The sequence below is a fragment of the Sandaracinobacter sp. T42 genome (assembly GCF_059115405.1).
Map to the genome: position 1 here is coordinate 830365 of NZ_CM181101.1, position 23009 is coordinate 853373.

Sequence of the window (23009 nt, forward strand, 5' to 3'; positions counted from 1 at the left end):
CCGGACATGAGCGAAAAGCCCGGCCTTCTCGATTATTCCCGTCGCTGGCCGCTGCGGCTGTGGATGCTGCTCGTCGGCATCTTCCTCTACGCGCCGCTTGTCGTCCTTGTGGTGATGAGCTTCAATGACAGCCGCCGGACCACCAAGTGGCAGGGTTTCACCTTTGATTGGTACCGAAAGGTGTTTGAGGACACGGAACTCGTCCAGTCGCTTGCCAACTCACTTACCATCGCGGCCCTGTCCACCATCTTCAGCCTTGTGCTGGGCACGCTGGCCGCCATCGCGCTCTGGCGCTTCCGTTTTCCGGGGAAGCCGCTGGTCGACGGCGCGTTCTCGCTGCCGATCGTGGTTCCGGAAATCTGCATGGGCGTCGCCATGCTGATCTTCTTCGCCCGGGTGATGCCCTGGCCCTCGGGCCTGCCATGGCCGCTGTCTCTGGGTGCGATCGTGATCGCCCATGTCGCCTTCAGCTTTCCCTTCGTGGCGGTCGTGGTCCGCGCCCGGCTGCACAGCTTCGATCGATCGCAGGAAGAAGCCGCACGCGACCTCGGCGCCAGTGACTGGCGGGCGCTGTGGGACGTGGTGATCCCGCATCTGAAGCCCGCCCTGCTGGCGGGCGCGCTGCTGGCCTTCACCCTCAGCCTCGATGATTTCGTCATCACCTTCTTCACGGCGGGGCCGGATACCGTCACCTTCCCGGTGAAGGTCTATTCGATGGTGCGCTTCTCGGTGACGCCGAAGGTCAACGCCATCTCCACGCTCCTCCTCGTTTTCACTGTCCTCCTCACCTTCATCGCGCTCAGGCTGCAGGCCCGGGCAGAAGCCGAAAAGACCAGCTGATGCCCGATCCGGCACCCCAGGCCCCCAGTGGGCGGACCATCATCGAGTTCCGCAACATCACCAAGCGCTTCGGCCCCGTCGTCGCGGTGGACAATGTCTCCCTGACAATTCGCGAGGGTGAATTCTTCGCCCTTCTCGGTCCGTCGGGCTGCGGCAAGACAACGTTGCTGCGCATGCTCGCCGGCTTCGAAAGCCCTTCGTCCGGGCAGATCCTGATCGACGGGCAGGATGTGACGAAGGTGCCGCCCAACAAGCGACCGGTGAACATGGTGTTCCAGAGCTACGCTGTCTTCCCCCACCTGTCGGTGCTGAAGAACATCGAATATGGCCTGAAGATGGAAGGCGTGCCCACCGTCGAGCGGCGCGAGCGCGCCAAGGCCGCCCTCAGTCTCGTCCAGCTCGAAGGCTATGGCGATCGCATGCCCGATCAGCTCTCGGGTGGCCAGCGCCAGCGCGTCGCGCTGGCCCGCGCCATCGTGAAGCGCCCCCGCGTGCTGTTGCTGGATGAACCCCTCTCCGCGCTGGACGCCAAGCTGCGTGAGGAACTGCGCTTCGAAATGTCCGCCCTGCAGGACAGGCTCGGCATCACCTTCGTGATGGTGACGCACGATCAGGACGAGGCGCTGGCGCTCGCCAGCCGTTGCGCGGTGATGAACAAGGGCTCGCTGATGCAGGTGGCGACGCCGGCCGATCTCTATGAATTTCCCGCCACCCGCCTCGTCGCCGATTTCATCGGCAGCGTGAACCTGTTCGAAGGCCGTGTGGAAGTCGACGACAGCGATCATGCCGTCATCGAACTCCCGGAAATCGGCATCAAGGCCTGGCTGGATCACGGCACGGGCGCCTCGGAAACCGTGCAGATCTGGCTCGCGCTGAGACCGGAGAAAGTGGAGATCCACAAGCGTAGCAATGGCGAAGCCCCCCCCGAGATGGAGGGGACGCCTGCGGGCTACAATGTCGTCGGCGGCACCATCCTGGACATCGCCTATCTCGGTTCGGAATCCGTGTTCGATATCCGCCTCAACGCACCCGAAGGCCGCGAGCCCAAGCGCGTCCGCGTCATCCGCCCCAATCTCACCCGCTGGGATCAGGAAGATTTCACCTGGGATGAAAATGTATGGCTTGGCTGGCATGCCGAAGGCGCACATGTGCTGCTCGCATGAGCCCGCAAGAGATTCTCATCGACCTGCCGGATGGGCAGATGTTCACGCTGCAATGGGGCAAAGGGCCGCTTCTGGTCTTTGCCCACGCGACAGGCATGTGTGCGCGCACCTATCTCCAGCTGCTTGAACCGCTGGGCGAACAATATCGAATCGTCGCCTTCGATGCGCGCGGCCACGGCCGCACCACCCTCCCGGCAGATCCGGCCATCATTCCGGCGGACTGGAAGCCCTACCGTCGGGATATCGCAGCCCTCGTCGCGGCGCTGGGCGGCGGCCCCGTCCGCCTTGCAGGCCACAGCTTCGGCGCCACCTCGGCCTTCGAAGCTGCAGTCGAAACGCCCGGTCTTGCCAGTTCCGTGCTGCTGATTGATCCGCCCTTCATCCCCTTCGATCAGGTGCAAGCCTACCGGGGAAACCCGGATGCCCCGCACCACATGGCCGAACAGGCGGCTCGCCGCCGTGCGCACTTTGCCAGCCGCGAATCCATCTTCAAAGCCTACCACAACCGGGGCGTCTTCACCGGCTGGCCCGATCGCGCCCTCAAAGATTATATCGAAGGTGGCACTCTGCCGGATCCGAACCCCAGCAACGAATGTGGTATCCGCCTCGCCTGCACGCCAGCATGGGAAGCCACCAGCTTCCGGGGCGTCAGCACCACCATGCAGCAGAGCATGGAGGCATGCCGCATTCCCTTCACCCTGCTGGCCGCAGAGATCGGCAGCACCGTCCCGCCCGCCGCAGAAGCCGAAATCCGCCGCCTGCACCCCGAAGCCACCGTCAGGCGCTTCCCCGGCACCGGCCACTTCCTGCCGGTCACCCACCCCGATCTGGTGCGGCCCTATCTCGCCGGGCTTTCCTAGGCCTCAGGGGCGGGCCGCCCGTCTCTTCTAGGGGGCCTTGGCGGACAGATACAGGATCTGCACAGTCACCGGCGTCTTGCCGTCTGCCGCGGCATCCTGCGCGAACAGGGCTTCCGCCGTCGCCCAGCGCCTTGGCGTCATCAAGCCGCGCGCCCGGCTCGTCAGCCAGCCGCTGTCACCATGCGCTCGCACATCCTGCGCCAGGTCGGCCAGGCTCCGATAGCGAAGCGTCAGCGTTTCCACCTCGGCGACGGGATCCAGAAAACCCGCCCGCTGCAGCAGCCCGGCCACCTCCGCCGGATCGACAGTCGGCCCCACGCGCGGCGCAACCCCGCCGCCAGCCGCCACATCGGCTTCCAGAAATGCCTCGCGCACGGCCCCCAGCGAGAAGCCGGCGGGGAAGGCCGCCTGGAACCGGCCACCGCGCACAAGCGCCCGCCGCGCCAGCAGCAGCGCACCGGGCAGGTCATTCACGCCATGAAATGTCATGAAGGCGGTGATCCTTGCGAACCGCCCGTCCGCGAAATGGCGCTGATCCTCGTCGCCGGCGATTCCACCATGCGCCGACGCAAGGCGGGGCGAAGGGTCCAGCCCCGCAACGCCAGGCGGCGGCAGCATCAGTCCGATCCACAATTCCTCGCCTTCGGGTGTCGCGCCCAGCAGACGTCGTCGTTCCGCCAGTTCGGCCGCCACATGCCGCAACACCTGTTCGCGCCCCGGGATCAGCCCGGCGGCCCGGTCCCGCGCCCGACGTCGCGCCGCCCTGTCGAAAGGCTCGAATTGCGCCATGGCGCGCCAGTCCCATCTTCATGCTAGGGTGCCGGCAAATGGTCGCCGCCAACCCGTTCCTTGATGCCGCCCGAACCACTGCGCGCGGGCTTGTCGATCTGCTGATGCCCCCGGCCTGCATCGCCTGCAAGTCCCCGGTCGCCACCCCGCTCAGCTTCTGCGCCGATTGCTTCGCTGCCCTGAAGCCCATCGATGCGGGCCGATGCGTGCAGTGCGCGATTCCCCTGCCGATGGCATGGCGCACCGAAAGTCACTGTCTCGGCTGCCTGAGGGATCCGCCCCGCTTCGACCGCACGGCCGCGCCCTATCTCTACGACGGCCCGGCCCGTCAACTCGTGCTGGCCTTCAAGAACGGGCGCGAGGCCTATGCCACCCCCATGGCCGCCGCAATGCTGCGCGCGGCGCCGGACTGGGTTGGGCCCGACACGCTGGTTTGCGCCGTCCCGCTCCACCGATGGCGACTGGCGGCGCGCGGTTACAACCAGGCGCTGGTGCTGGCGCGCGCCATCGCCCGCGCATCGGGCGCACCGCTCCATCCGGATCTGCTCGTCCGCGTAAAGGCGACGCCGCGCACGAAGGGCCTCAGCCGCCGGCAGCGCCAGTTGAACGTGAAGGGAGCGTTCCGGCTGGCACTCGATGCAGGGGCACGTATCGCCGGGCGCGAGGTGATCCTTGTGGACGATGTGATGACAAGCGGCGCCACGGCGTCCGCCGCCGCCCGGCTGCTGAAGCGGGCCGGCGCGGCCCGGGTATCGGTTCTTGTTCATGCCCGGGTTGCAGCAACCGATGCTGCTCCATATGTTGCACTTGCACCCAGTCAGGATGGTCATGGTCAAGGTTGAAATCTACACCAAGTTCCTCTGCCCCTATTGCACGCGCGCCAAGTCGCTGCTGGCGTCGAAGGGCGTGGAGGTTGTGGAGTATGATATCAGCATGGGCGGACCGAAGCGGGCTGAAATGATCCAGCGCGCCAACGGCCGCACCACGGTGCCGCAGGTTTTCATCGATGATCGGCATATCGGCGGCTCAGACGATCTCGCAGCCCTCGATCGGGCCGGCGGGCTCGACCCGCTGCTGGCGGCATGACGAAACTGGGTCTCGTCCAGACCCGGACTGGACTCGATCCTGATGCGAATGCAGCCAGCCTGGCCGAGGCGGCCGAACGGCTGGCCGCCGAAGGGGTGGAAATCGTCTTCACGCCGGAAATGTCGGGGCTTCTGGATCGAAACACCCGGCGCCTGCTGGCGGCGGCCCGAACCGAAGCGGACGATCCGGTGCTCGCCGCACTTTCCGATGTCGCCAGAAGGCGCAGCGTCGCCATTTCCATCGGCTCGCTTGCCATCCGCGACCCGGCGGCCTCCCCCGAAGGTCGGCTCGCCAATCGCAGCTTCCTGATCGCAGCCGACGGCCGCATCGCCGCTCGCTACGACAAAATGCACCTGTTCGACGTCGATCTCCCGAACGGAGACAGTTATCGCGAATCCGCAAGCTTCCTGTCTGGCGGGCAGTTGCAACTCGCGGATCTGCCCTGGGGGCGCCTCGGTCTTGCCATCTGCTACGACCTCCGCTTTCCGCAGCTGCACAATGCGCTGGCGCTTGCCGGCGCGCAGGTCATTGCCCAGCCGGCTGCCTTCACCGTCCCCACAGGAGAGGCCCACTGGCACGTGCTGCTGCGGGCCCGCGCCATCGAAACTGGCGCCTTCGTCGTTGCGGCCGCGCAATCCGGCCTGCACCAGGACGGCCGCGAAACCTATGGCCATTCCCTCGTCGTCGATCCCTGGGGTCGCGTCCTTCTCGACATGGGGACGGAACCGGGCATCGCGACCGTCGATATCGATCTGGGCGAAGTGGCCGATGCCCGCGCCCGCATTCCGAACCTGCGCCATGCCCGCCCGCTGGCCGATGCCCGGATCGCAGACGCGCGATGATCGTGTTCGACCTGAAGTGCGGCCAGTCCCACATCTTCGAAGCCTGGTTCGACAGCAGTTCGGATTATGAGGCGCAGAAGGCGCGCGGCCTCGTCGCCTGCCCGATGTGCGGCACGGCAGAGGTGGACAAGGCCGTGATGGCGCCGGCCGTGTCGCCCAAGGGGAATCGCCTGGTGACTGCGGCCGAACGCCAGACAGAGGCCGCCCGGCTCAAGGCCCTGCGCGCGGAAGTCGAAGCGAACTGCGATTATGTCGGTCGGGAATTCGCAGCCGAAGCCCGCGCCCGCCATGAAGCCGCCGACACAGGCGAACCGGCCCCGCGCGGCATCTATGGCGAAGCCAGCCTCGCCGAAGCGGCGGAACTCATTTCCGAAGGTATTCCCGTCGCGCCGCTTCCCTTCCGCCCCCGCCGGCTGGCAGATGCCTGACGCTTGCGATTCGGATGCCGATGCCGCAAAGCGCGCGCATGGTCCCGTAGCTCAGCAGGATAGAGCGGCGGTTTCCTAAACCGTAGGCCACAGGTTCGAATCCTGTCGGGACCACCATTTCCGGAATCATCCAGTGCCGGAATCCCTTTAGCGAGCCGGCGGCAGCTGATCAGTTCGCCAGACGAAGCCGACACTGCAGCGCGCCCGGATACATCCCCTCATTGCCCGGCCCCGATCCGGTTAAGCACCGTTTAGCCCTCCAGATTGTCGTGGAGCCGCTCCAGCAGCGACAGCAGCTTGTCGAATTCGTTGCGGTCCAGGCCGCGGATCACCCGGGCATAAACCGGCGCCGTCGCCCTTCGCGCCTGCGTCAGCTTCTCCTGCCCCAGCGGCGTGAGCGAGACCAGCGTCACCCGCGCGTCGGTGGCGCTTGCGGCCGTCGTGACCAGCCCGGCGGCCGCCATGCGCTGGATGATGCGGGTCATGGTCGAGATCGGAATCATCGCCGCCCCGGAAATGTCGCGCGTGCCCGAGGGATCCTTCTCCCCCAGGATCATCAGCACCCGCCAGGCCGGTATCTCCAGGCCGATGGCGCGCAGCTCGCGTTCGATCACCTTGTTGTACAGCCCGACCAGCCGATTGAGCAGGTAGAACGGATACTTGCGCACCTGGAATGCCGGTGTGCCAGGATCCCCCAGGATACGGGTGTCGATATCAGCCATCGTCTGCGGAACGGTAACGACGCAGCGCTGCTGCATCAATTGGGCCGCCTCAACAAAAAGGTTGCATATGCAAGTTTCTTGCATCAACCTGAGCCCATAACGGGAAAGGGAGAAATAAGGTGGCGCAATCATTGCTGCAGCAGTTCGCGGCCGGGCTCGCGAGCGGAAAGGTCCGCATCATAGACCTCACCCAGCCGCTGTCCGAGGAAACGCCGCTGCTTGTGTTGCCGGAACCGTTCGGCCAGACGGCCGCGTTCAGCCGCCAGCAGATCTCGCGCTATGATGACAAGGGCGTGGCCTGGTTCTGGAACAACTTCACCGTGGGCGAGCACACCGGAACCCACTTCGATGCCCCCGTACACTGGGTGACGGGCAAGGATCTGCCCGACAACAGTGTCGATACCGTCCCGCCATCGGATCTCGTGGCGCCGGCTGTCGTCATCGACATTTCCGACAGGGCCGAAGCCGATCCGGATTATCTGCTCACCGTCGATGACATCCTTGCGTTCGAGGCGCAGCACGGCCGCATCGCGCCGCGCCAATGGGTGCTGCTGCGCACGGACTGGTCGAAGCGCCAGGGTGATGCCTATACCAACCGTCGCGAAGATGGCGCGCACACCCCCGGGCCTTCGGCCGAGGCTGTCCGCTTCCTGGTCGAGGATCGGCAGGCGCTGGGCTTCGGTGTCGAGACGATCGGAACCGATGCCGGTCAGGCGCACCTTCTGGAGCCGATGTATCCCGCCCACGCGCTGTTCCACGGGGCCGGGCGCTATGGCCTGCAATGTCTCGCCAACCTCGATCAGTTGCCGCCGACAGGCGCCATCCTCCTTGCCGCCCCGCTGAAGATCGTCGGCGGCTCGGGCAGCCCGCTGCGCGTGTTGGCGCTGGTCGAGGGCTGAGACTGTGGCGGAGCGCTCGTTCCGGGAAGAGGTGGAGAAGCTTCGGCTTGGCGAAGGTGAAACCTTCGAAGGCGAGGGCATTCTGGCGGTTACCAAGGCGCTGCTGCAATCCGGCGTTGCCTATGTCGGCGGCTATCAGGGCTCGCCCATCAGCCACCTGATGGACGTGTTCGCAGACGCCGACCCGCTCCTGCGCGAGCTTGGCGTGCATTTCGAATCCAACGCCAGCGAGGCAGCGGCCGCTGCCATGCTGGCGGCTTCGGTCAATTATCCGCTGCGCGGCGCCGTTGCCTGGAAATCGGTGGTCGGCACCAATGTCGCGTCGGACGCGCTGTCCAATGTGGCGAGCGGCGGCGTGACCGGCGGCGCCCTCGTGATCGTGGGCGAGGACTATGGCGAAGGTTCCTCGATCATGCAGGAACGCACGCATGCCTTCGCCATGAAATCGCAGATGTGGCTGCTGGATCCACGCCCCAACCTGCCCAGCATCGTCGAGATGGTGGAACATGGTTTCGCCCTCTCCGAGGCGTCCAGCACGCCGGTCATGCTGGAACTGCGCGTGCGCGCCTGCCACGTGACCGGCAGCTTCATCGCAAAGGACAACCGCCGTCCGCCGCTCACCGTCGGGCAGGCGGCAGCAAGCCCCAGGCGCGATCTCGATCGCATCGTCCTTCCGCCGGCAAACTTCCTCCACGAACGAGAAAAGATCGAACGGCGCTGGCCGGCCGCGCAGCGCTATATCCAGGAACACCGCCTCAACGAATGGTTCGGCCCGGATTCCGGTGAAATCGGCATCATCGTTCAGGGCGGCCTGTTCAACACGCTGAACCGGGCGCTGGAACTGCTGGGCCTCTCCGATCAACATGGCGCGGCCCGGCTTCCGGTCTATTGCATGAACGTCGCCTATCCGCTGATTCCGGAAGAGGTGGCCCGCTTCTGCGCCGGCAAGTCGGCAGTGCTCATCCTCGAGGAAGGGCAGCCCGAGTTCGTCGAGCATGAGCTCAACACCCTCCTCAGGCGCGCCGACATCAACACCCGCGTGGTCGGCAAGGAACTTCTGCCCCGCGCCGGCGAGTACAGCGGGCAGGTGATCCTTGACGGCGTCCGTTCCTTTCTGGCGCAGTGGGCGCCGGCGCTTGCGCCCGCCGCCCCGCCGCCCCCCATGCCGGCAGAGCCCGAGCTTGCCTCAACGGTTCCGCAGCGGCCCGCCGGTTTCTGCACCGGCTGCCCGGAACGCCCCATCTTTGCTGCAATGAAACTGGTGCAGCAGGAACTGGGCGATCTGCATGTCTCGGCCGATATCGGCTGCCACCTGTTCTCGATCCTGCCGCCCTTCCACATCGGCAACACGACAATGGGCTACGGGCTTGGAACCGCGGGGGCCTCCGCGTTCAAGCCGGCCCCGGGGCCCGGTGGCCGGCGCGCGGTCGCGATGATGGGCGATGGCGGATTCTGGCACAACGGCCTCACCTCCGGCATCGGCAACGCCGTCTTCAACCAGGACGACAGCGTGACGATCATCGTCGACAATGGCTATTCGGCCGCGACGGGCGGGCAGGATATCCTTTCGTCCCGGGCGGAAAACAGCACCCGGACCACCTTTCACCCGATCGAGCAGGCCGTGCGCGGGATTGGCGTCAGCTGGGTCCGCACGTTGACGCGAACCTATGATGTCGCCCGCATGCGCGACACCCTGAAGGATGCGCTCACCAGCCCTGAGAAGGGGCCGAAGGTGATCGTCGCCCAGTCGGAGTGCATGCTGAACCGGCAACGCCGCATCAGGCCCCAGCTTGCTCAAGCCGTCCGCGAGGGGAAGCGGGTCGTCCGCGAACGCTTCGGCGTCGATCCCGAGACCTGCACCGGGGACCATGCCTGCATCCGCCTCTCCGGCTGCCCCTCGCTCGGCATCAAACCGAATCCTGATCCGCTGCGCCAGCATCCCGTCACCCATATCGACAACAGCTGCGTCGGCTGCGGCAATTGCGGCGAGGTGGCGCATGCGGCCGTGCTCTGTCCGTCCTTCTACAAGGCGCAGATCATCAGCAACCCAACGAAATGGGATCGTCTCCGCAACTGGGTCCGCCGCACGACGATCACATGGCTGCAGGACCGGCATGCCCGGGCCATTGCGGCCCGCGCCTTCTGAAAGCGAGCTGCTGAGATGAGACCGGATCGCGACCGCATCACAATCGCCATACTGGCGCTGGGCGGCCAGGGCGGCGGTGTGCTGGCCGACTGGATCCTCGATCTGGCCTCGCACAACGGTTATGTCGCGCAGGGCACTTCGGTTCCGGGCGTGGCGCAACGGACCGGCTCCACCGTCTATTATATCGAGCTGGTGAAGAAGGGTGCGTCGGGTGACAACCGGCCCGATCCGGTGCTGGCCCTGATGCCTGTTCCCGGCGACGTCGACATCGTCATCGCTTCCGAACTCATGGAAGCCGGACGCGCAATCCTGCGCGGCTTCGTCAGCGCGGAACATACCACGCTCATCGGTTCGACTCACCGCATCCACGCCATCTCCGAGAAGACCGTTCCAGGGGACGGAATCGCATCCTCGCAGCGGATCCTCGATGCCGCCGTGCGGCGGGCGCGCCGTTTCATCGGCTTCGACATGGACGCCGTCTCGGCCAGCTCGGGCAGTGTCATCAGCTCTGTCATGTTCGGCGCGCTGGCAGGGGCCGCTGTTCTGCCCTTTGGCCAGGAAGCCTTCCGGGATGCGATCCGGCGCAACGGCAAGGCGGTGGCGTCCAACCTGAAGGGCTTTGCGGCCGGCGTTGCGGGGGCAGAGGGACAGATCACCGAAGTCGGTGGGGATAATAAGGCGCCCGCCACCCCCGTCAGCGCCGCCGGCAAGGCGCTGGCCGCCAGATCCGGATCCGTCCTGCCGGAACCGGCGTGGCCGATGGCGAACGAGGGGCTGAAGCGCCTGATGGATTATCAGGGCAGGGCCTATGCCGAACTCTATCTCGACAGGCTGGCTGCGATCGCCGCGGTCGACGATGGCAGCGACGATCACCGGCTCACTGTTTCAGCGGCAAGGCACCTGGCGCTGTGGATGGCCTATGAAGACACGATCCGGATCGCGGATCTGAAAATCCGCGGCACCCGCGCGAAGCGCATCGCCGGCGAAGTGCAGCTGGCTGACGGCCAGATCCTAGAGGTCACCGAATATATGCACCCCCGCGTGCAGGAAATCTGCGATACCCTTCCCGCCGGACTGGGCCGCCGCATCCTGGAAAGCGACGGTCTGCGCCGGATGCTCGAACGCGCCTTCAGTCAGGGCCGTCATGTCGAAACGACGAGCCTGCGCTGGTTTCTTGCGCTCCGGCTTCTTGCCAGCCTGCGCCCGATCCGCCCCCGGACATTGCGCTATGTGCATGAACAGGCCCGTATCGAGGACTGGCTGGAACTGGTGCGGACGACCGCCCGGCGCGACAATGCGCTGGCGGTCGAGCTGGTCGAAACACAGTCGTTGCTGAAAGGCTATGGCGACACCTTCGATCGCGGGCTCGCCAACTTCAACCGCATCATCGCGATTGTGCGCGCCACGCCCGACGCGCCCGGAATGTCGCAGCAGGTGCGCGCGCTTCGGGAATCGCTGCTGGCCGGGGACTGCCCCACCGGCTTCGTGGCCGCAGCCTGATCCGTAGCAGCCTGATCCGCAGGCGCGGCCAGCGCCTGTCGTCAGTCCGTTTGATCTTCCCAGCGGGGGCGGACCATCTGGAACAGATCCGTCTGGCGGCTGTACCAGCCCGTTCCGTGGAGCCGCGCGATCAGCTTCATCGCCGGGGTGTCGATGTGACAGCGCTCTGCATCCAGCACGCAGTCGTCACGTACATATCCATGCACCACTTCGCCGATCACCAGGCGCTGCCGGGGCCCGGTGTCGATGGCCTGAAGCAGCCGGCACTCGAAACTGGCTGGCACGCCTGCGATGCGGGGCGGTGCAACCAGCCGGCTGGGGGTGGTTTCCAGTCCGGCGAACGCGATTTCATCGACCTCTGGCGGGGCGTCAATGCAGGTCAGGTTCATGGCCGGGCCATGCGCCTCATCCACCAGATTGATCACGAACTCGCGCGTTTCGACGATGTTGGCGGCTGTATCCTTGAACCGCCCCTCGGCATGGCCCAGGATTCCCAGAACGACGGTCGGCGGATCATCGCCCACCATGTTGAAGAAACTGTAGGGTGCGGCATTGGGCACGCCTGCACCCGACAGGCTCGTCACCCAGGCGATGGGCCGTGGCGTGATACAGGAAGCCATCAGCTTGTAGCGGTCGGCCTTCGCCAGTGTGCGAAAATCCCACTCCACCGGTCAGGAGATCCGCTCGACGGGCGGGCGCGGCCGTTCGTCGACGATCAGCCGGAAGACATCGGGCCGCGCATAATGCCCGACGACATCGAAATCATATTTGCCGCGCACCACTTCGCCCAGGTCGATGTCGGCATAGAGGATCGTCTCGCCGCTGAAATCCGGCCCCGCCAGGATTTGCCCGTGCGGGCTGACGATCAGGCTCCCGCCGCGCATCAGCAGCGTTTCCGGATCGTCCCCCAGCGCGCATTCGAAATCCGCCGGAAAGGCGCCGCGCCGGATATGCTGGCAGGCCGAAAGCACATAGCAGCGCCCTTCCAGCGCCACATGCTGCATGGAAGGCGCCCAGGTGTCGCGGTCGTCGGCGGTCGGCGCGCAATAGATGCTGATCCCCTTGTCGTACATCGCCAGCCTCAGTGCCGGCATGTAGTTCTCCCAGCAGATGACAGCCCCGATCCTGCCGAGTGACGTCTCGATCACCGGCATGGTGGAACCGTCGCCGAAGCCCCAGATCAGCCGCTCGGCGGCTGTGGGCATCAGCTTGCGGTGCCAGCCGACAAGACCGTTGGTGCCATCCAGAAACAGCGCCGTGCAATAAAGCGTTCCGCCGTCGCGCTCCAGGCAGCCCATCACCACGAACAGCCCGGTCTCGGCCACGGCCTGCAACACATGGGCCAGTTCCGGCCCGTCCAGGTCGATCGCGCCCGCATGATAGCGCCGATAGGCATCACGCCCCTCGGATTTGCGCATGCCCACGGGCGTGCCAAAGCCGGCCCCCTTCGGATAGCCGCCCAGAAACACTTCGGGAAATACGGCGAGCCGCGCCCCCGCGCCTGCGGCTTCGCGGATCAGCGCGGCCGCCTTTTCAGCCGAGGCCATCGGATCGAACGGAACCGATGCGGCCTGCACGACTGCTGCCCTGTACTGGCCCGCATATCCTTCCATCGGCACGTCTCCATCGTCTGCATGATCGTCCGCTTGCGCCTTCGCTGGCGCCCTTCGATCCACTCTTCCGCACTATGCCGCGCGTTGACAATCCGGCGCAAGATATTTTAGGCTTAGAATAATTTCCGAGCGGAGGCCCTGCATGGCAAGCGAGAGCTACGACAGCTACCGAGAGGAGGTCATCGGCCGTGCCAACGTCGCCGATACCGACGAGCTGGTGGCCTTCTACAAGGATCTCGAAAAGCAGGGCGCCGGTGCGCTCTGGACGGTCGCGAACAAGATCGAGCCCTGGGAGCCGGCCTCCACCTCCGTTCCGTTCGTCTGGCATTATGACCGTCTGCGTGCGCATGTGCTCCGGGCGCTGGATCTCGTCACCCCGGAACAGGCCGGTCGGCGGGTGGTCTATCTCGCCAATCCCGGCCGCGCGGATGTGACCGCGGCGGTCGGCTGGCTTTATTCCGGAATCCAGGTGATGCGCCCCGGCGAATGTGCGTCCAGCCATCGTCACTCCGCGTCCGCGCTGCGCTTCATCATGGAAGGTTCCGGTGCCTTCACCAATGTCGACGGCCACAAGATGACACTGGGCGCGAATGATTTCGTTCTCACCCCGAACGGAACGTGGCACGAACATGGCGTCAGCGAGGACGGCACCATCTGCACCTGGCAGGATGGTCTCGACATTCCGCTGATGAACGCGCTGGAGGCCAACTTCTACGAAGTGCATCCCGATCTTCAGCAGGCCGTCTCTTTCCCCATCGACGATTCCACCGCCAAATGGGGAAATCCCGCCCTGCGGCCAGCGGGCGAAAGCTGGTCCAAACGCTATTCCCCGCTGCTGAAATATGAATGGGGGCCCACCTACGAGGCGCTTCAGCGCCTCTCCCGCGTCAGCGACGGGTCGCCCTATGACGGGATCCACATGGATTATGTGAACCCCTTCACCGGCGGGCCGCCGATGCTGACCATGGGCGCTTCGATGCAGATGCTGCGCCCTGGGGAGCACACAAAGGCCCACCGGGAAGTCGGCAGCTTCGTCTATCAGTGCGCAAAGGGATCGGGCCATTCCATCGTCGGGGGCCGCAAGCTCGCCTGGAAGGAGCGCGACATCTTCGTGGTCCCCTCGTGGATGTGGCACGAACATGTGAACGGCTCCACGTCCGAGGATGCCTGCCTCTTCTCGTTTCACGATCTGCCGACCATGCGGGCGCTTGGCCTCTACCGTTCCGAAGGCCTCGCCGAAAACGGCGGCCACCAGCCCGTCCATTCCTGATACCCGACTTCCGAAAGGATATTCATGCGTCTCGTTACCTACCGCGCGTCTGTTGAAGCGGAGGCCCGGCTGGGCGTCCTGGTCGATGATCTCGTCATCGACGTGGCGAAGCTCGGCGCGCGCGCAGGCGTTCCCCTGCCGTCGCGGATGCTCGACCTCATCGATCTGGGCCCGGCTGCCCTCACGGAAGTTCGCGCTCTGCTGGACGAGGCCCGGGGCCGCTGGCCGGTGGATGGCGCCCCGCCGCTCGCCAATGTCAGGCTGCTCGCGCCCATCCCGCGCCCACGCAAGAACATCTTCGGGATCGGCCTAAACTATGTCGAACATGTCGCCGAAAGCGCGAAGTCGCTCGACACCTCGAAGGATCTGCCCAAGCAGCCGGTGATCTTCTCCAAACCGCCGACGACGGTGATCGGCCCGGACGACCCGATCGTGCATCGGGCGGACATCACGCAGCAACTGGATTGGGAAGTGGAACTGGCCGCCGTCATCGGTCGCACCGCCCGCCGGGTTTCGGTCGATCAGGCGCTGTCCCATGTGTTCGGCTATTCGCTGCTGATCGACATGAGCGCCCGCGACTGCCGCCGGGCCGGGCAATGGATCTACTCCAAGGGGCAGGACAGTTTCGCCCCGATGGGGCCATGCATCGTCACGGCAGACGAGATTCCCGATCCGCAGACGCTGGACCTCTGGCTGACCGTCAACGGCGTGGAAAAGCAGCGGTCCAACACCCGCCACATGCTGTTCAAGGTGGACGATCTGATTGCGGACATCAGCCAGGGCATCACGCTTGAGCCGGGCGACATCATCGCGACCGGTACGCCCGAAGGGGTCGGCGCCGGCCGCGACCCGCAGGAATGGGTGTGGCCCGGTGACGTGATCGAAGCCGGGGTGGAAGGCATCGGCCGCCTGCGGCACGCCATCGTCGCGGGCTGAAGCGAAACGGCCGCCGGCCCTTCCGCCGGCGGCCGCGTCTCAGGTCGCGGCGGAGTCCACCCGGGGCCGGATGTCCGCGGGCCATGGGATGGACCGGCCCGAATCAAGCTGGACGCAGACAAGAACAACCCGGGCGCTGAAGCGCAGTTCATCCCCACATGTAACCACCACGCGGACGGTCGCAGAACTGCTGCCGACCTTCTCGAATGTCAGTGCATAGTCGAGGTCGTCGCCCAGTCGGCTGGGGATGGCGAACTCCGCTTGCAGGCTCACGGTGGGCACGCCGATTCCGCGTCCCACATGCATGGCTGCAAAGTCGACGCCGATGAAATCCGCGAAATAATCCTCGACGGCCGCATTCAGCAGCTCGAAGTAACGCGGATAGAAGACGATGCCTGCCGTGTCGCAGTGGGCGAAGCGGACTTTCTGGCGCGAAACAAAGCTCATTCGATTCGGTCCGATCCGTTCAATTGCCTGCGGTGCGGCGCTGGAGGGTCCGGGTGAGCTGTTCCAGTCCGATGGACTGCAGGGGCGATATCTGCAGGCCGTCATAGCCTGCCTCTGCCGCCGCGCGCAGGGTCCACGAAGGATCCGCCAGGTGCGGGCGGCCAAGCGCCACCAGATCCGCACGGCCTGCCGCCAGGATGGAGTTCACATGATCCGGCTCGAAGATGTTGCCGACAGCGATCGTCGCCAGCCCGGCCTCGTTCCGGATCTGGTCGGAGAATGGCGTCTGGAACATCCGGCCATAGGTCGGGCGCGCCGCTGAGGTTTCCCCGGCCGACACGTCGATCAGGTCGGCGCCGGCCTCCGAAAGCGCCGCCGCAATCTTCACCGCCTCCTCCGGCGTCACGCCGGCCTCACCCGCCCAGTCGTTCGCCGAGATGCGCACCGCCAGCGGCATCGTGTCGCCCAACGCCGATCGCACGGCGCGGACAACCTCCAGCGGAAAGCGAAGCCGGTTTTCCAGCGATCCGCCATAGTCGTCGGTCCGCTGGTTCATCAGCGGCGTGATGAAGCTGGACAGCAGGAAGCCATGGCCGGCCTGCAACTCGACAAGGTCGAAGCCTGCGGCGCGCGCATTGGTTGCGGCCAGCACGAAGGCGTCGCGCACGCCGTCCATGTCCGCTCGTGTCATCGCGCGCGGCGTGGCGTTGCGCCGATAGGGAAGGGCGGAAGCCGCAAGCAGCGGCCAGCCCGCGTCAAGCGGCCTGTCCGGCCGCATGGCATCGGCCTCTGTCGCACCCCGCGGCCCGGCATGGCCCAGCTGGATGCCGATCTTTGCCGCACTGTTCGCATGCACGAAATCCGTCAGGCGTCTCCAGGCAGTGACCTGCGCATCGGTATGGATGCCCGGACAGCGCGGGGTGATGCGTCCATCGCCCGAAATGGCCGTCATTTCCGTCATCACCAGCCCGGCGCCGCCAGTGGCCCGCGCACCATAATGAACCAGATGGAAATCGCCGATCAGGCCGTCCTCTGCCGAATAGGTCAGCACCGGTGACACGACCACCCGGTTCGCCAGCTCAAGTCCGCGAAGCCGGAAGGGCGCAAACATCGGCGGCACGGGCTTATCCGCCTGCGCGCCAGCCTGGGCGAAGAACCATTTCTCGATATGGGCCAGCCACGCCGGATCGCGAAGACGCAGATTCTCGTGGCTGATCCGCTGGGAACGCGTCATCAGCGAATAGGCGAACTGCTCGGGCGCAAAGCCCAGATAGCGGTCCAGCGTTTCGAACCATTCGGTGGAATTCCGCGCGGCATTCTGGATCTTCAGCACTTCGGTGTGCCGCTCTTCCTGATACTCTGCCAGCGCCGCCGCCATCCCCGCCCGGCTGCTCACGCTCTTCCGGCTCATCACCTCGGCCAGCTTGATCGCATCCTCCAGCGCCAGCTTCGTTCCCGAGCCGATGGAAAAATGCGCCGTGTGGGCCGCATCCCCCAGCAGAACCACATTGTCGAACGACCAGTTGCGGCACAGCACGCGCCTGAAATTGATCCAGGCGGCGGATCCGCGAAGGTGGGCGGCATTGGTCAGAAGCGCCTCACCGCCCAGGTGCGCGGCAAACACGCGCTCGCAGGTGGCGATGATCTCGGCCTGCTCCATGTCCTCGAAGCCGAAGTTCCGCCAGGTTTCCTCGGAACATTCGACAATGAAGGTGGAGTGCGTCCTGTCGAACCGATAGGCATGCGCCCACATCCAGCCGTGCTCGGTCTTCTCGAACAGGAAGGCGAACGCCTCGAACAGGCGTTTCGTGCCCAGCCAGATGAACTTGTTGGCGCGGGTCTCGATGTCCACCCCGAACCGCTCGGCATGTTCGGTGCGGATGCGGCTGTTGATGCCATCCGCCGCGACGATCAGGTCATAGTCCTGATAGCGGGACAGATCCGCTTCGAACTCCGTCTCGAACACCAGCCTCACGCCCAGTTCGAGCGCCCTGTCCTGCAGGATCTGGAGCAGCCGCTTGCGGCCGATGCCGATGAAGCCGTGCCCGGATGAGCGTTCCACATGGCCGCCGATCACCACTTCGATGTCGTCCCAGTGGGCAAATTCCCCCGCGATCGTGGCCGCGCTCACAGGATCATTGTCGCGCAGGTTTTCGAGCGTCTGGTCGGAAAAGACCACGCCCCAGCCAAATGTGTCGCCCGCCTTGTTCCGTTCCAGCACCACGACATCATGGCCCGGGTTCCGCAGTTTCATCGAGATCGCGAAGTAGAGCCCGGCAGGCCCTCCGCCCAGACACAGGATGCGCATCAAATCCTCCATTTAATTTAGACCTAAAATATTATCCCCCTGCGTGCAACCCGCCTCGCCCGGCCCGGACGCGTCTTCCAATGGCATTGCGCGCGCGCATCCCCTTCTTTAGGCATGAAGCAATTCCGCAAAGGACAGGCGACGACAGGATGGCAACGAAGATCAGGGAAAAGCATGATGGCGCCCTGACCCGCCGGGTCGATGTCCGCCTGTGGCTGCGCCTGCTGAGCTGCTCGACCATCATCGAGAAGCGCCTGCGCCGCCGCTTCGCGGAGCAGTTCGGAACAACGCTGCCCCGCTTCGACATCCTCGCCACGCTCGATCGTCATAGCGACAGCCTGAGGATGAGCGAGCTCTCCCGCTCGCTGCTGGTCTCCAACGGCAATGTCACGGCCGTGGTGCGCCAGCTGGAAGCGGATGGCTATCTCACCATCCGCACCGCCCCGGATGACCGCCGATCTTCACTGGTTTCGATGACACCGGCCGGCCACCGGCACTTCCAGGAACTGGCCGCCGCGCATCACGGCTGGATCAAGGGCATGTTCGAAGGCATGGACCGGAACCAGCAGCTCGCGCTCTTCCACCTGCTCGACCAGTTGCGGCAGTCCATCGGAACGGAGGCCTCGGACGAGGGCTGACATCCGCCCGACGGACGCCGCTAGGCTATTGCCGCAAGGCGCGGATCTCGTCGTCCAGACCAGTCATCTCCCACCGGATCAACGAGATCGGGATCGAGCCCGCCGCGCGGAACCTGTCGTGGAAGGCCTTGATGTCGAACTTGTCGCCCTGCTGCATGGCAACATCGGAGAGCAGCTTCTCCAGCTCCACCTTGCCCATGTAATAGCCGATGCCATAGCCAGGCTGGCGCAGATATAGCTCGATATCGAACTGCGCGACGGCATCGCCGGGTTTCATCCATTTCGGAGTCCGCGCGATCAGCGATTCATTCGCCTGCTTCCAGGTCCATTCATTGGCCTGCATCTTCAGCTCGGGCAGCACGCGGGCCGCGCGCTTCGCGCCCAGGATATAGTCGATCTCGCGCGTTTTCGGCAGCTTTTCCAGCATTCCGGCCTGCAGGATCAGCTCCTCAAGGTAGAACGCCCAGCCCTCGTTCCGCAGGCCGTTGACGAAATAGAGCCGCGGCGCACCGCGTATCGGCCGCGTGTCGCGCGCGGCCTGCAACGAATCAAAGGCATGTCCGGGCAGATTGTGCGCGCGCAGCGGGCGCCCGTCGCGGAACTCCGCCTGGAAAAAGAAGTGAAGGTCCAGCGGCGGATCGAACAGGCCGGGCCTGGACGGATCCTTCTCGAACGGGAACTGGTAGGGCCCCTCTTCGGGGTCATGCTTCACATAATCGGGGATGGTCACCCAGTCGCCGTCGCGAAGGAACCTCAGCAGATCCTCGTCCTCCACCTTGCGCTTGGCGTCGAACTCGGCGCGCGTGGTCACGGGCTCCGGCATCGGGATGTCGCGGTTGCGATGCTCCTCGATCTTCAGGAACGCGACCTGCCGCTGATATTCACGCTCACCGATCAGGCCCACTTCCTCAGGCGTATAGGGCAGCAGCAGCACATTCTTCAGATACCAGGCGTAATTGTCCCGCCCGACCCCGCCATGCGCCGGCAGCCCTGCCTCGATTCCTTCCAGCCACGCCTTGAATTCCGCGGCCGCGGCCTGCGCCCGGCGGGCCGGTGCAGCAAGCTCCGGCTGCACCGCCGCCGCCCGTTCGGCCAGTTCGCCATAGACATTCACTTCCACCTGCTTCTGCGCGATCGCCAGGCGTGCAAGGTCGCCGCGTGCGTCGGTCAGGTTGGCCCGCGCCTGCTTCAGCGCCTCGGGCACGGCCTCAAGCCGCGCCTTGAACAGTGCGGCCTTGTCGGCCGACAACGGCAGCTTCGGGATCGGCAGGGCGCCATGCATCTTCGGGCCAAAGCCCAGGTTGGTCGTGCTGTAGAAGGCCGGGTCGCGCTTCCATGGCTGCACCACCCGATGCTGGAACTCCATCCCCCGCATCTCCGCAAGGACCAGCATGTAGTCGACGCGCTGTGAAACCGGCCAGCCACTGTCGTCGATCGCCTTCAGACGCGCCTGAAGCTGCTGCAGCCCTGCATATTGCCGGGCCATAGTGGCCGGGGAATAATCCGGCACACCATCCCGCATCGGCGGCACGGTGAAAGCCCGAAACTCCTTGTAGAGGGCCAGCAGCGCCGGATAGCCGGATTGCGCCTCCGCCTGCGCGGCCACAGGGGCCGCCATGGCAGCCGACGTCAGCGGCGCAGCCAGCAGGGCGGCCAGAACAAGCTTCATCTTCACGGCTATTCTCCCACTTCCGGCCACGCGGGGGCGGCCCGGCCCTTCAGGGCGAACTGGATCAAAGGGCGTTGAAGAAGCGACCCAACCGCTCCATCGCCTCGATGATCCGCGCCTCGGATTCCGATCCGAAGCAGATGCGCAGATGTCCCTCCCCGCCCGGTCCATAGAAGCTCCCCGCTTCCACGACGACATGCGCGTCGTTCAGGATGGCGGTGGCAAGTTCCTGCGACGATCGCCCTGTCCCGCTGATGTCGGGAAAGGCATAGATGGTGCCTTCGGGCTCGGCGCAGCTGACACCGGGCATCTGGTTCAGCGCCTGCACCACGATGTCCCGCTTGCGCCGGTCCGCCTCGACCATCGCATGCATGGCGTCCTGTGGCCCTTCCACCGCAACCCGCGCGCCTTCCTGGATGAAGACGTTCACATGGGTCACATCGGTCATTGTGATCCGCAGGATGGCGGGCATCAGCCGCGCATCGGCCGTCAGATAGCCAATGCGCCATCCATCCATCGAATAGGCCTTGGTAAAGGCAAAGCAGGTGATGGTCCGCTCGCGCATTCCCGGCAGGCTCGCGATGCTGATATGCCGGGCCTGCCCATAGGTGATGTGCTCGTAAACCTCGTCGGACAGCACCAGCAGATCATGTTCGATCGCAAGATCGGCGACATGCTGAAGTTCCTCGCGGCTATAGACACGGCCCGTCGGATTGGCGGGATTGATCAGCACGATCATCCGCGTCCGCTCGCTGATCCTGCTCGCGATTGCCGCCCTGGAGATCGCGAAATTATTGGCCTTGTCCAGCTCCGCGATCACCACCTTGCCGCCGGCCAGTTCGGTCTTGCCGATATGCTGGGGATAGTAGGGGTCCAGCAGGATCACCTCGTCACCCGGATCGATGGCGGCCATGAAGGCGGCAAAGGACCCGTGCGTCAGCCCGTTGGTCACCAGTACCTCGTCGACACCATAGTCCAGTCCATTGAAGCGCCGCAGCTTCTCGACCAGCGCCTGCCGGAACGAAAGGGTTCCGCGGAAATCCCCATAGTGCACGATTCCCGCGTCAAGGGCCGCCTTGGCCGCCTCCTTGATATGGGCGGGCGTGTCGGCGTGCGGCCGCCCGAATTCCAGGTGGATCAGGTCAACGCCCTGCGCCTCCAGCTTCGCTGCTTCCTCATACATGCCGAAGCTCTTCTTCGATCCCGCCGTCAGGCGCTGCGCCGGCCACTTCATGCCCAGGTCTCCGATAGGTTAAACAGGTGATTAATTGCGTGATAACAGGAATTACAAGCGAAAAGGGCCATACCCTCTCCGGCCGGCCGCTACTTCACCAGCAGGATGCGGCTGTTCGCGGGATAGACCCATTCAAGTCCCCGCTCGGTGACCACCCCATTGTCCTCCAGCGGGATCTTGATCTTGCGTTTCCCCCATTCGGGCACGGGCGTGTAGAGGAACAGTTCGATCGACAGGAAGTTGCTGGGTTTCAGCGTGTAGGTCATCCGCAGCGGGTTGAAATCCGCCATCGACGGCCCGGATCCATGCCCCCAGTCGCCAACGGAATGGCTGCCGATCACCACATCGGAAACGGCCGGGTCTGCGCTGGGGTCATCATAGCGGCCAAGCACAAGCCCCGGCGTTGCGGCCACCCGCCGGTTCACTTCGGCCAACGCGTCCCCGGCCGTAATGCCCGGCCGGATCACATCCAGGATCATGCGGCGCACGGCCAGCGCCTTGTCGAAGGCCCGCTGCACGCCCGGCGGGGGCGCCGTCTCGCCCGGCTTCAGCACATAGGCCATGCGTTTCATGTCGGTATAGGACAGCAGGTAATTCACCCCCCAGTCCATAGTGAGGAGATCGCCCGGCTGGATCACATGATCCCCCGAAACTGGGCCGCGATCGCCCGGCCCCAGCACATAGATGCTGGGAAGCCCGAAGCTGTTGCCCAGCCCTTCCTTGTGCAGCTGCTCCATCATCCACCAGGCCACATCGCCGGTGGTGGTATGGCCCGGCCGGATCACTTCGCCGGAAAGAGCCCGCTCGGCAATCCTGCGCGAATATTCGCCGGCACGCGCAAAGGCCGCGATTTCGGTGGCGCTATGACGAGAACGGAAATCCGATACCAGCTTCTCGGCCGAGACCATCCGCGCGGCAAGGTCCGGCCCCAGCGTCTGCTGCAGATGCCTGTGCAGCGAATGGCTCAATCCATCGGCGGTGCCGATCTCGGTCGCCACATTGATCCCGATCCGCTTCGGCGCCCGCTTCGCCACGAAATCGCGCAGGCCGGATGGCGATCCCTTCAGATCATAGAGTGGGCATTGATCGAAGGCGGCGCCGCCAACCCCCAGCGCCGCGCGCTCGATGCGGTCGCCACCCCGGTCGGTAAAGATATAATAGCCGATGTCGCCCACATAGCCGCCGCCAAGCATTGCGGCATTGGGGTCGTCATGGCCTTCGCGCGATGCGACGATCCACATGTCGATGCCATTCTCGCGCATGGCGCCCGGTAGGATCAGGTCCAGCTTGTCCTTGCGGATCTGGCACAGCTGCTCCCAGCGCTGGCGCGCTTCCTGTGCAGCCGCCGGCGGCGCGGCAAACGACATCTGCGCGGCCAGAAGCAGCAGCAGCATTCCACGGCGATTCGCCACCATGCGCATTCCCCTTCCGCCGCGCAGGCGCACCGCATGAAACCATCCGGCGAGTCTGCCGGGGCAGTCGGGCTGCGCGACGGCTCAATATATCCATAATCACAGGATTTCTGTCAAATAGCCATCATGTCGCCTCACCCTTGCGCGCACTCCAAAGCCGCCGGAGGCGGCGACATGTCTCAGGATTGCAACATTTTTTGCCGCGTA

Annotated in this window: 22 protein-coding genes and 1 tRNA gene; 14 read left to right on the forward strand and 9 right to left on the reverse strand. The window is 65.1% G+C overall.

What is annotated here, in order from left to right; genetic code table 11:
• Positions 1 to 6 precede the first annotated feature (6 nt).
• From ACW9TV_RS04000 to ACW9TV_RS04010, 3 genes are read left to right on the forward strand one after another with little or no spacing between them, the layout of a single operon-like run.
• Positions 7 to 840: an ABC transporter permease gene (locus ACW9TV_RS04000; protein ID WP_494304566.1), complete on the forward strand. Its 834-nt coding sequence runs from the start codon at positions 7 to 9 to the stop codon at positions 838 to 840.
• Positions 840 to 2003, forward strand: a complete 1164-nt coding sequence (locus ACW9TV_RS04005) for an ABC transporter ATP-binding protein (RefSeq protein ID WP_494304567.1) — start codon at positions 840 to 842, stop codon at positions 2001 to 2003. Before ACW9TV_RS04000 ends, ACW9TV_RS04005 begins: the two co-directional genes overlap by 1 nt.
• The gene (locus tag ACW9TV_RS04010; RefSeq protein WP_494304568.1) at positions 2000 to 2863 is read left to right on the forward strand and encodes an alpha/beta fold hydrolase; all 864 of its coding nucleotides are present in this window, start codon (positions 2000 to 2002) and stop codon (positions 2861 to 2863) included. The genes ACW9TV_RS04005 and ACW9TV_RS04010 overlap by 4 nt, the downstream gene beginning before the upstream one ends.
• Positions 2864 to 2890: 27 nt before the next feature.
• On the opposite strand, the gene ACW9TV_RS04015 is transcribed toward ACW9TV_RS04010, so the two are convergent.
• Positions 2891 to 3652, reverse strand: coding sequence for a class I SAM-dependent methyltransferase (locus tag ACW9TV_RS04015; protein ID WP_494304569.1), 762 nt, complete (start codon positions 3650 to 3652; stop codon positions 2891 to 2893).
• Positions 3653 to 3690: 38 nt separating this feature from the next.
• Between ACW9TV_RS04015 and ACW9TV_RS04020 the strand changes: the two genes are divergently transcribed.
• The 5 genes from ACW9TV_RS04020 (at position 3691) to ACW9TV_RS04040 (ending at position 6125) form a co-directional block, all read left to right on the forward strand.
• A complete protein-coding gene (locus ACW9TV_RS04020) occupies positions 3691 to 4494 on the forward strand; it encodes a ComF family protein (RefSeq protein ID WP_494304570.1) in 804 nt (267 codons plus the stop codon).
• Positions 4481 to 4738 (forward strand): glutaredoxin 3, encoded by a 258-nt coding sequence (gene grxC, locus ACW9TV_RS04025; protein WP_494304571.1) that lies wholly within the window; start codon positions 4481 to 4483, stop codon positions 4736 to 4738. Before ACW9TV_RS04020 ends, grxC begins: the two co-directional genes overlap by 14 nt.
• Positions 4735 to 5580: a carbon-nitrogen hydrolase family protein gene (locus ACW9TV_RS04030; protein ID WP_494304572.1), complete on the forward strand. Its 846-nt coding sequence runs from the start codon at positions 4735 to 4737 to the stop codon at positions 5578 to 5580. Before grxC ends, ACW9TV_RS04030 begins: the two co-directional genes overlap by 4 nt.
• Positions 5577 to 6008 (forward strand): DUF1178 family protein, encoded by a 432-nt coding sequence (locus ACW9TV_RS04035; RefSeq protein ID WP_494304573.1) that lies wholly within the window; start codon positions 5577 to 5579, stop codon positions 6006 to 6008. The genes ACW9TV_RS04030 and ACW9TV_RS04035 overlap by 4 nt, the downstream gene beginning before the upstream one ends.
• Positions 6009 to 6048: 40 nt before the next feature.
• A tRNA-Arg gene (locus tag ACW9TV_RS04040) sits at positions 6049 to 6125 on the forward strand.
• A 134-nt stretch (positions 6126 to 6259) separates the two neighbouring features.
• Here the strand turns inward: ACW9TV_RS04040 and ACW9TV_RS04045 are convergent.
• Positions 6260 to 6766 (reverse strand): MarR family winged helix-turn-helix transcriptional regulator, encoded by a 507-nt coding sequence (locus ACW9TV_RS04045; RefSeq protein WP_494304574.1) that lies wholly within the window; start codon positions 6764 to 6766, stop codon positions 6260 to 6262.
• 83 nt (positions 6767 to 6849) lie between these two features.
• Between ACW9TV_RS04045 and ACW9TV_RS04050 the strand changes: the two genes are divergently transcribed.
• Genes ACW9TV_RS04050 through ACW9TV_RS04060 form a run of 3 tightly spaced genes read left to right on the forward strand, consistent with a single transcriptional unit; the run spans position 6850 to position 11275 of the window.
• Positions 6850 to 7629 carry a cyclase family protein gene (locus tag ACW9TV_RS04050; protein WP_494304575.1) on the forward strand — a complete coding sequence of 260 codons (780 nt, stop codon included), beginning with the start codon at positions 6850 to 6852 and terminating at the stop codon, positions 7627 to 7629.
• 4 nt (positions 7630 to 7633) lie between these two features.
• Positions 7634 to 9775 (forward strand): thiamine pyrophosphate-dependent enzyme, encoded by a 2142-nt coding sequence (locus ACW9TV_RS04055; RefSeq protein WP_494304576.1) that lies wholly within the window; start codon positions 7634 to 7636, stop codon positions 9773 to 9775.
• A gap of 15 nt (positions 9776 to 9790) precedes the next feature.
• Positions 9791 to 11275 carry an indolepyruvate oxidoreductase subunit beta family protein gene (locus ACW9TV_RS04060; RefSeq protein ID WP_494304577.1) on the forward strand — a complete coding sequence of 495 codons (1485 nt, stop codon included), beginning with the start codon at positions 9791 to 9793 and terminating at the stop codon, positions 11273 to 11275.
• Positions 11276 to 11316: 41 nt separating this feature from the next.
• Here ACW9TV_RS04060 and ACW9TV_RS04065 read toward each other — a convergent pair whose 3' ends face one another.
• Both ACW9TV_RS04065 and ACW9TV_RS04070 read right to left on the reverse strand, forming a co-directional pair.
• Entirely contained in the window at positions 11317 to 11943 is a 627-nt protein-coding gene (locus ACW9TV_RS04065) for a flavin reductase family protein (RefSeq protein ID WP_494304578.1), read from the reverse strand.
• 3 nt (positions 11944 to 11946) lie between these two features.
• A complete protein-coding gene (locus ACW9TV_RS04070; RefSeq protein ID WP_494304579.1) occupies positions 11947 to 12888 on the reverse strand; it encodes a carbon-nitrogen hydrolase family protein in 942 nt (313 codons plus the stop codon).
• A gap of 142 nt (positions 12889 to 13030) precedes the next feature.
• Here ACW9TV_RS04070 and ACW9TV_RS04075 point away from each other — a divergent pair, with 142 nt between their 5' ends.
• The gene (locus ACW9TV_RS04075) at positions 13031 to 14158 is read left to right on the forward strand and encodes a cupin domain-containing protein (RefSeq protein ID WP_494304580.1); all 1128 of its coding nucleotides are present in this window, start codon (positions 13031 to 13033) and stop codon (positions 14156 to 14158) included.
• Positions 14159 to 14182: 24 nt separating this feature from the next.
• A complete protein-coding gene (locus ACW9TV_RS04080) occupies positions 14183 to 15094 on the forward strand; it encodes a fumarylacetoacetate hydrolase family protein (RefSeq protein ID WP_494304581.1) in 912 nt (303 codons plus the stop codon).
• A gap of 39 nt (positions 15095 to 15133) precedes the next feature.
• Here ACW9TV_RS04080 and ACW9TV_RS04085 read toward each other — a convergent pair whose 3' ends face one another.
• Together ACW9TV_RS04085 and ACW9TV_RS04090 are read right to left on the reverse strand one after the other, a co-directional pair.
• Positions 15134 to 15541: an acyl-CoA thioesterase gene (locus ACW9TV_RS04085; RefSeq protein WP_494304582.1), complete on the reverse strand. Its 408-nt coding sequence runs from the start codon at positions 15539 to 15541 to the stop codon at positions 15134 to 15136.
• Positions 15542 to 15560: 19 nt separating this feature from the next.
• On the reverse strand, positions 15561 to 17849 hold the full coding sequence (locus tag ACW9TV_RS04090) for a bifunctional salicylyl-CoA 5-hydroxylase/oxidoreductase (protein WP_494304583.1): 2289 nt from the start codon (positions 17847 to 17849) through the stop codon (positions 15561 to 15563).
• Positions 17850 to 17998: 149 nt separating this feature from the next.
• Here ACW9TV_RS04090 and ACW9TV_RS04095 point away from each other — a divergent pair, with 149 nt between their 5' ends.
• Positions 17999 to 18487, forward strand: coding sequence for a MarR family winged helix-turn-helix transcriptional regulator (locus tag ACW9TV_RS04095; RefSeq protein WP_494304584.1), 489 nt, complete (start codon positions 17999 to 18001; stop codon positions 18485 to 18487).
• 25 nt (positions 18488 to 18512) lie between these two features.
• Here the strand turns inward: ACW9TV_RS04095 and ACW9TV_RS04100 are convergent, their stop codons facing one another.
• The 3 genes from ACW9TV_RS04100 to ACW9TV_RS04110 all read right to left on the reverse strand — a co-directional run bounded on the left by ACW9TV_RS04100 (position 18513) and on the right by ACW9TV_RS04110 (position 22805).
• Positions 18513 to 20156: a DUF885 family protein gene (locus tag ACW9TV_RS04100; protein WP_494305028.1), complete on the reverse strand. Its 1644-nt coding sequence runs from the start codon at positions 20154 to 20156 to the stop codon at positions 18513 to 18515.
• A gap of 64 nt (positions 20157 to 20220) precedes the next feature.
• Entirely contained in the window at positions 20221 to 21390 is a 1170-nt protein-coding gene (locus tag ACW9TV_RS04105) for a pyridoxal phosphate-dependent aminotransferase (RefSeq protein ID WP_494304585.1), read from the reverse strand.
• An 89-nt stretch (positions 21391 to 21479) separates the two neighbouring features.
• Positions 21480 to 22805, reverse strand: coding sequence for a M24 family metallopeptidase (locus ACW9TV_RS04110; RefSeq protein ID WP_494304586.1), 1326 nt, complete (start codon positions 22803 to 22805; stop codon positions 21480 to 21482).
• Positions 22806 to 23009: the final 204 nt, after the last annotated feature.

Excerpts from the sequence above, each read along its gene's own strand:
- ACW9TV_RS04000 (WP_494304566.1), top strand. The coding sequence starts at position 7 with ATGAGCGAAAAGCCCGGCCTTCTCGATTATTCCCGTCGCTGGCCGCTG.
- ACW9TV_RS04005 (WP_494304567.1), top strand. The coding sequence starts at position 840 with ATGCCCGATCCGGCACCCCAGGCCCCCAGTGGGCGGACCATCATCGAG.
- ACW9TV_RS04010 (WP_494304568.1), top strand. The coding sequence starts at position 2,000 with ATGAGCCCGCAAGAGATTCTCATCGACCTGCCGGATGGGCAGATGTTC.
- ACW9TV_RS04015 (WP_494304569.1), bottom strand. The coding sequence starts at position 3,652 with ATGGCGCAATTCGAGCCTTTCGACAGGGCGGCGCGACGTCGGGCGCGG.
- ACW9TV_RS04020 (WP_494304570.1), top strand. The coding sequence starts at position 3,691 with ATGGTCGCCGCCAACCCGTTCCTTGATGCCGCCCGAACCACTGCGCGC.
- grxC (WP_494304571.1), top strand. The coding sequence starts at position 4,481 with ATGGTCAAGGTTGAAATCTACACCAAGTTCCTCTGCCCCTATTGCACG.
- ACW9TV_RS04030 (WP_494304572.1), top strand. The coding sequence starts at position 4,735 with ATGACGAAACTGGGTCTCGTCCAGACCCGGACTGGACTCGATCCTGAT.
- ACW9TV_RS04035 (WP_494304573.1), top strand. The coding sequence starts at position 5,577 with ATGATCGTGTTCGACCTGAAGTGCGGCCAGTCCCACATCTTCGAAGCC.
- ACW9TV_RS04045 (WP_494304574.1), bottom strand. The coding sequence starts at position 6,766 with ATGCAGCAGCGCTGCGTCGTTACCGTTCCGCAGACGATGGCTGATATC.
- ACW9TV_RS04060 (WP_494304577.1), top strand. The coding sequence starts at position 9,791 with ATGAGACCGGATCGCGACCGCATCACAATCGCCATACTGGCGCTGGGC.
- ACW9TV_RS04070 (WP_494304579.1), bottom strand. The coding sequence starts at position 12,888 with ATGGAAGGATATGCGGGCCAGTACAGGGCAGCAGTCGTGCAGGCCGCA.
- ACW9TV_RS04075 (WP_494304580.1), top strand. The coding sequence starts at position 13,031 with ATGGCAAGCGAGAGCTACGACAGCTACCGAGAGGAGGTCATCGGCCGT.
- ACW9TV_RS04080 (WP_494304581.1), top strand. The coding sequence starts at position 14,183 with ATGCGTCTCGTTACCTACCGCGCGTCTGTTGAAGCGGAGGCCCGGCTG.
- ACW9TV_RS04085 (WP_494304582.1), bottom strand. The coding sequence starts at position 15,541 with ATGAGCTTTGTTTCGCGCCAGAAAGTCCGCTTCGCCCACTGCGACACG.
- ACW9TV_RS04090 (WP_494304583.1), bottom strand. The coding sequence starts at position 17,849 with ATGCGCATCCTGTGTCTGGGCGGAGGGCCTGCCGGGCTCTACTTCGCG.
- ACW9TV_RS04095 (WP_494304584.1), top strand. The coding sequence starts at position 17,999 with ATGGCAACGAAGATCAGGGAAAAGCATGATGGCGCCCTGACCCGCCGG.
- ACW9TV_RS04100 (WP_494305028.1), bottom strand. The coding sequence starts at position 20,156 with ATGAAGCTTGTTCTGGCCGCCCTGCTGGCTGCGCCGCTGACGTCGGCT.
- ACW9TV_RS04105 (WP_494304585.1), bottom strand. The coding sequence starts at position 21,390 with ATGAAGTGGCCGGCGCAGCGCCTGACGGCGGGATCGAAGAAGAGCTTC.
- ACW9TV_RS04110 (WP_494304586.1), bottom strand. The coding sequence starts at position 22,805 with ATGGTGGCGAATCGCCGTGGAATGCTGCTGCTGCTTCTGGCCGCGCAG.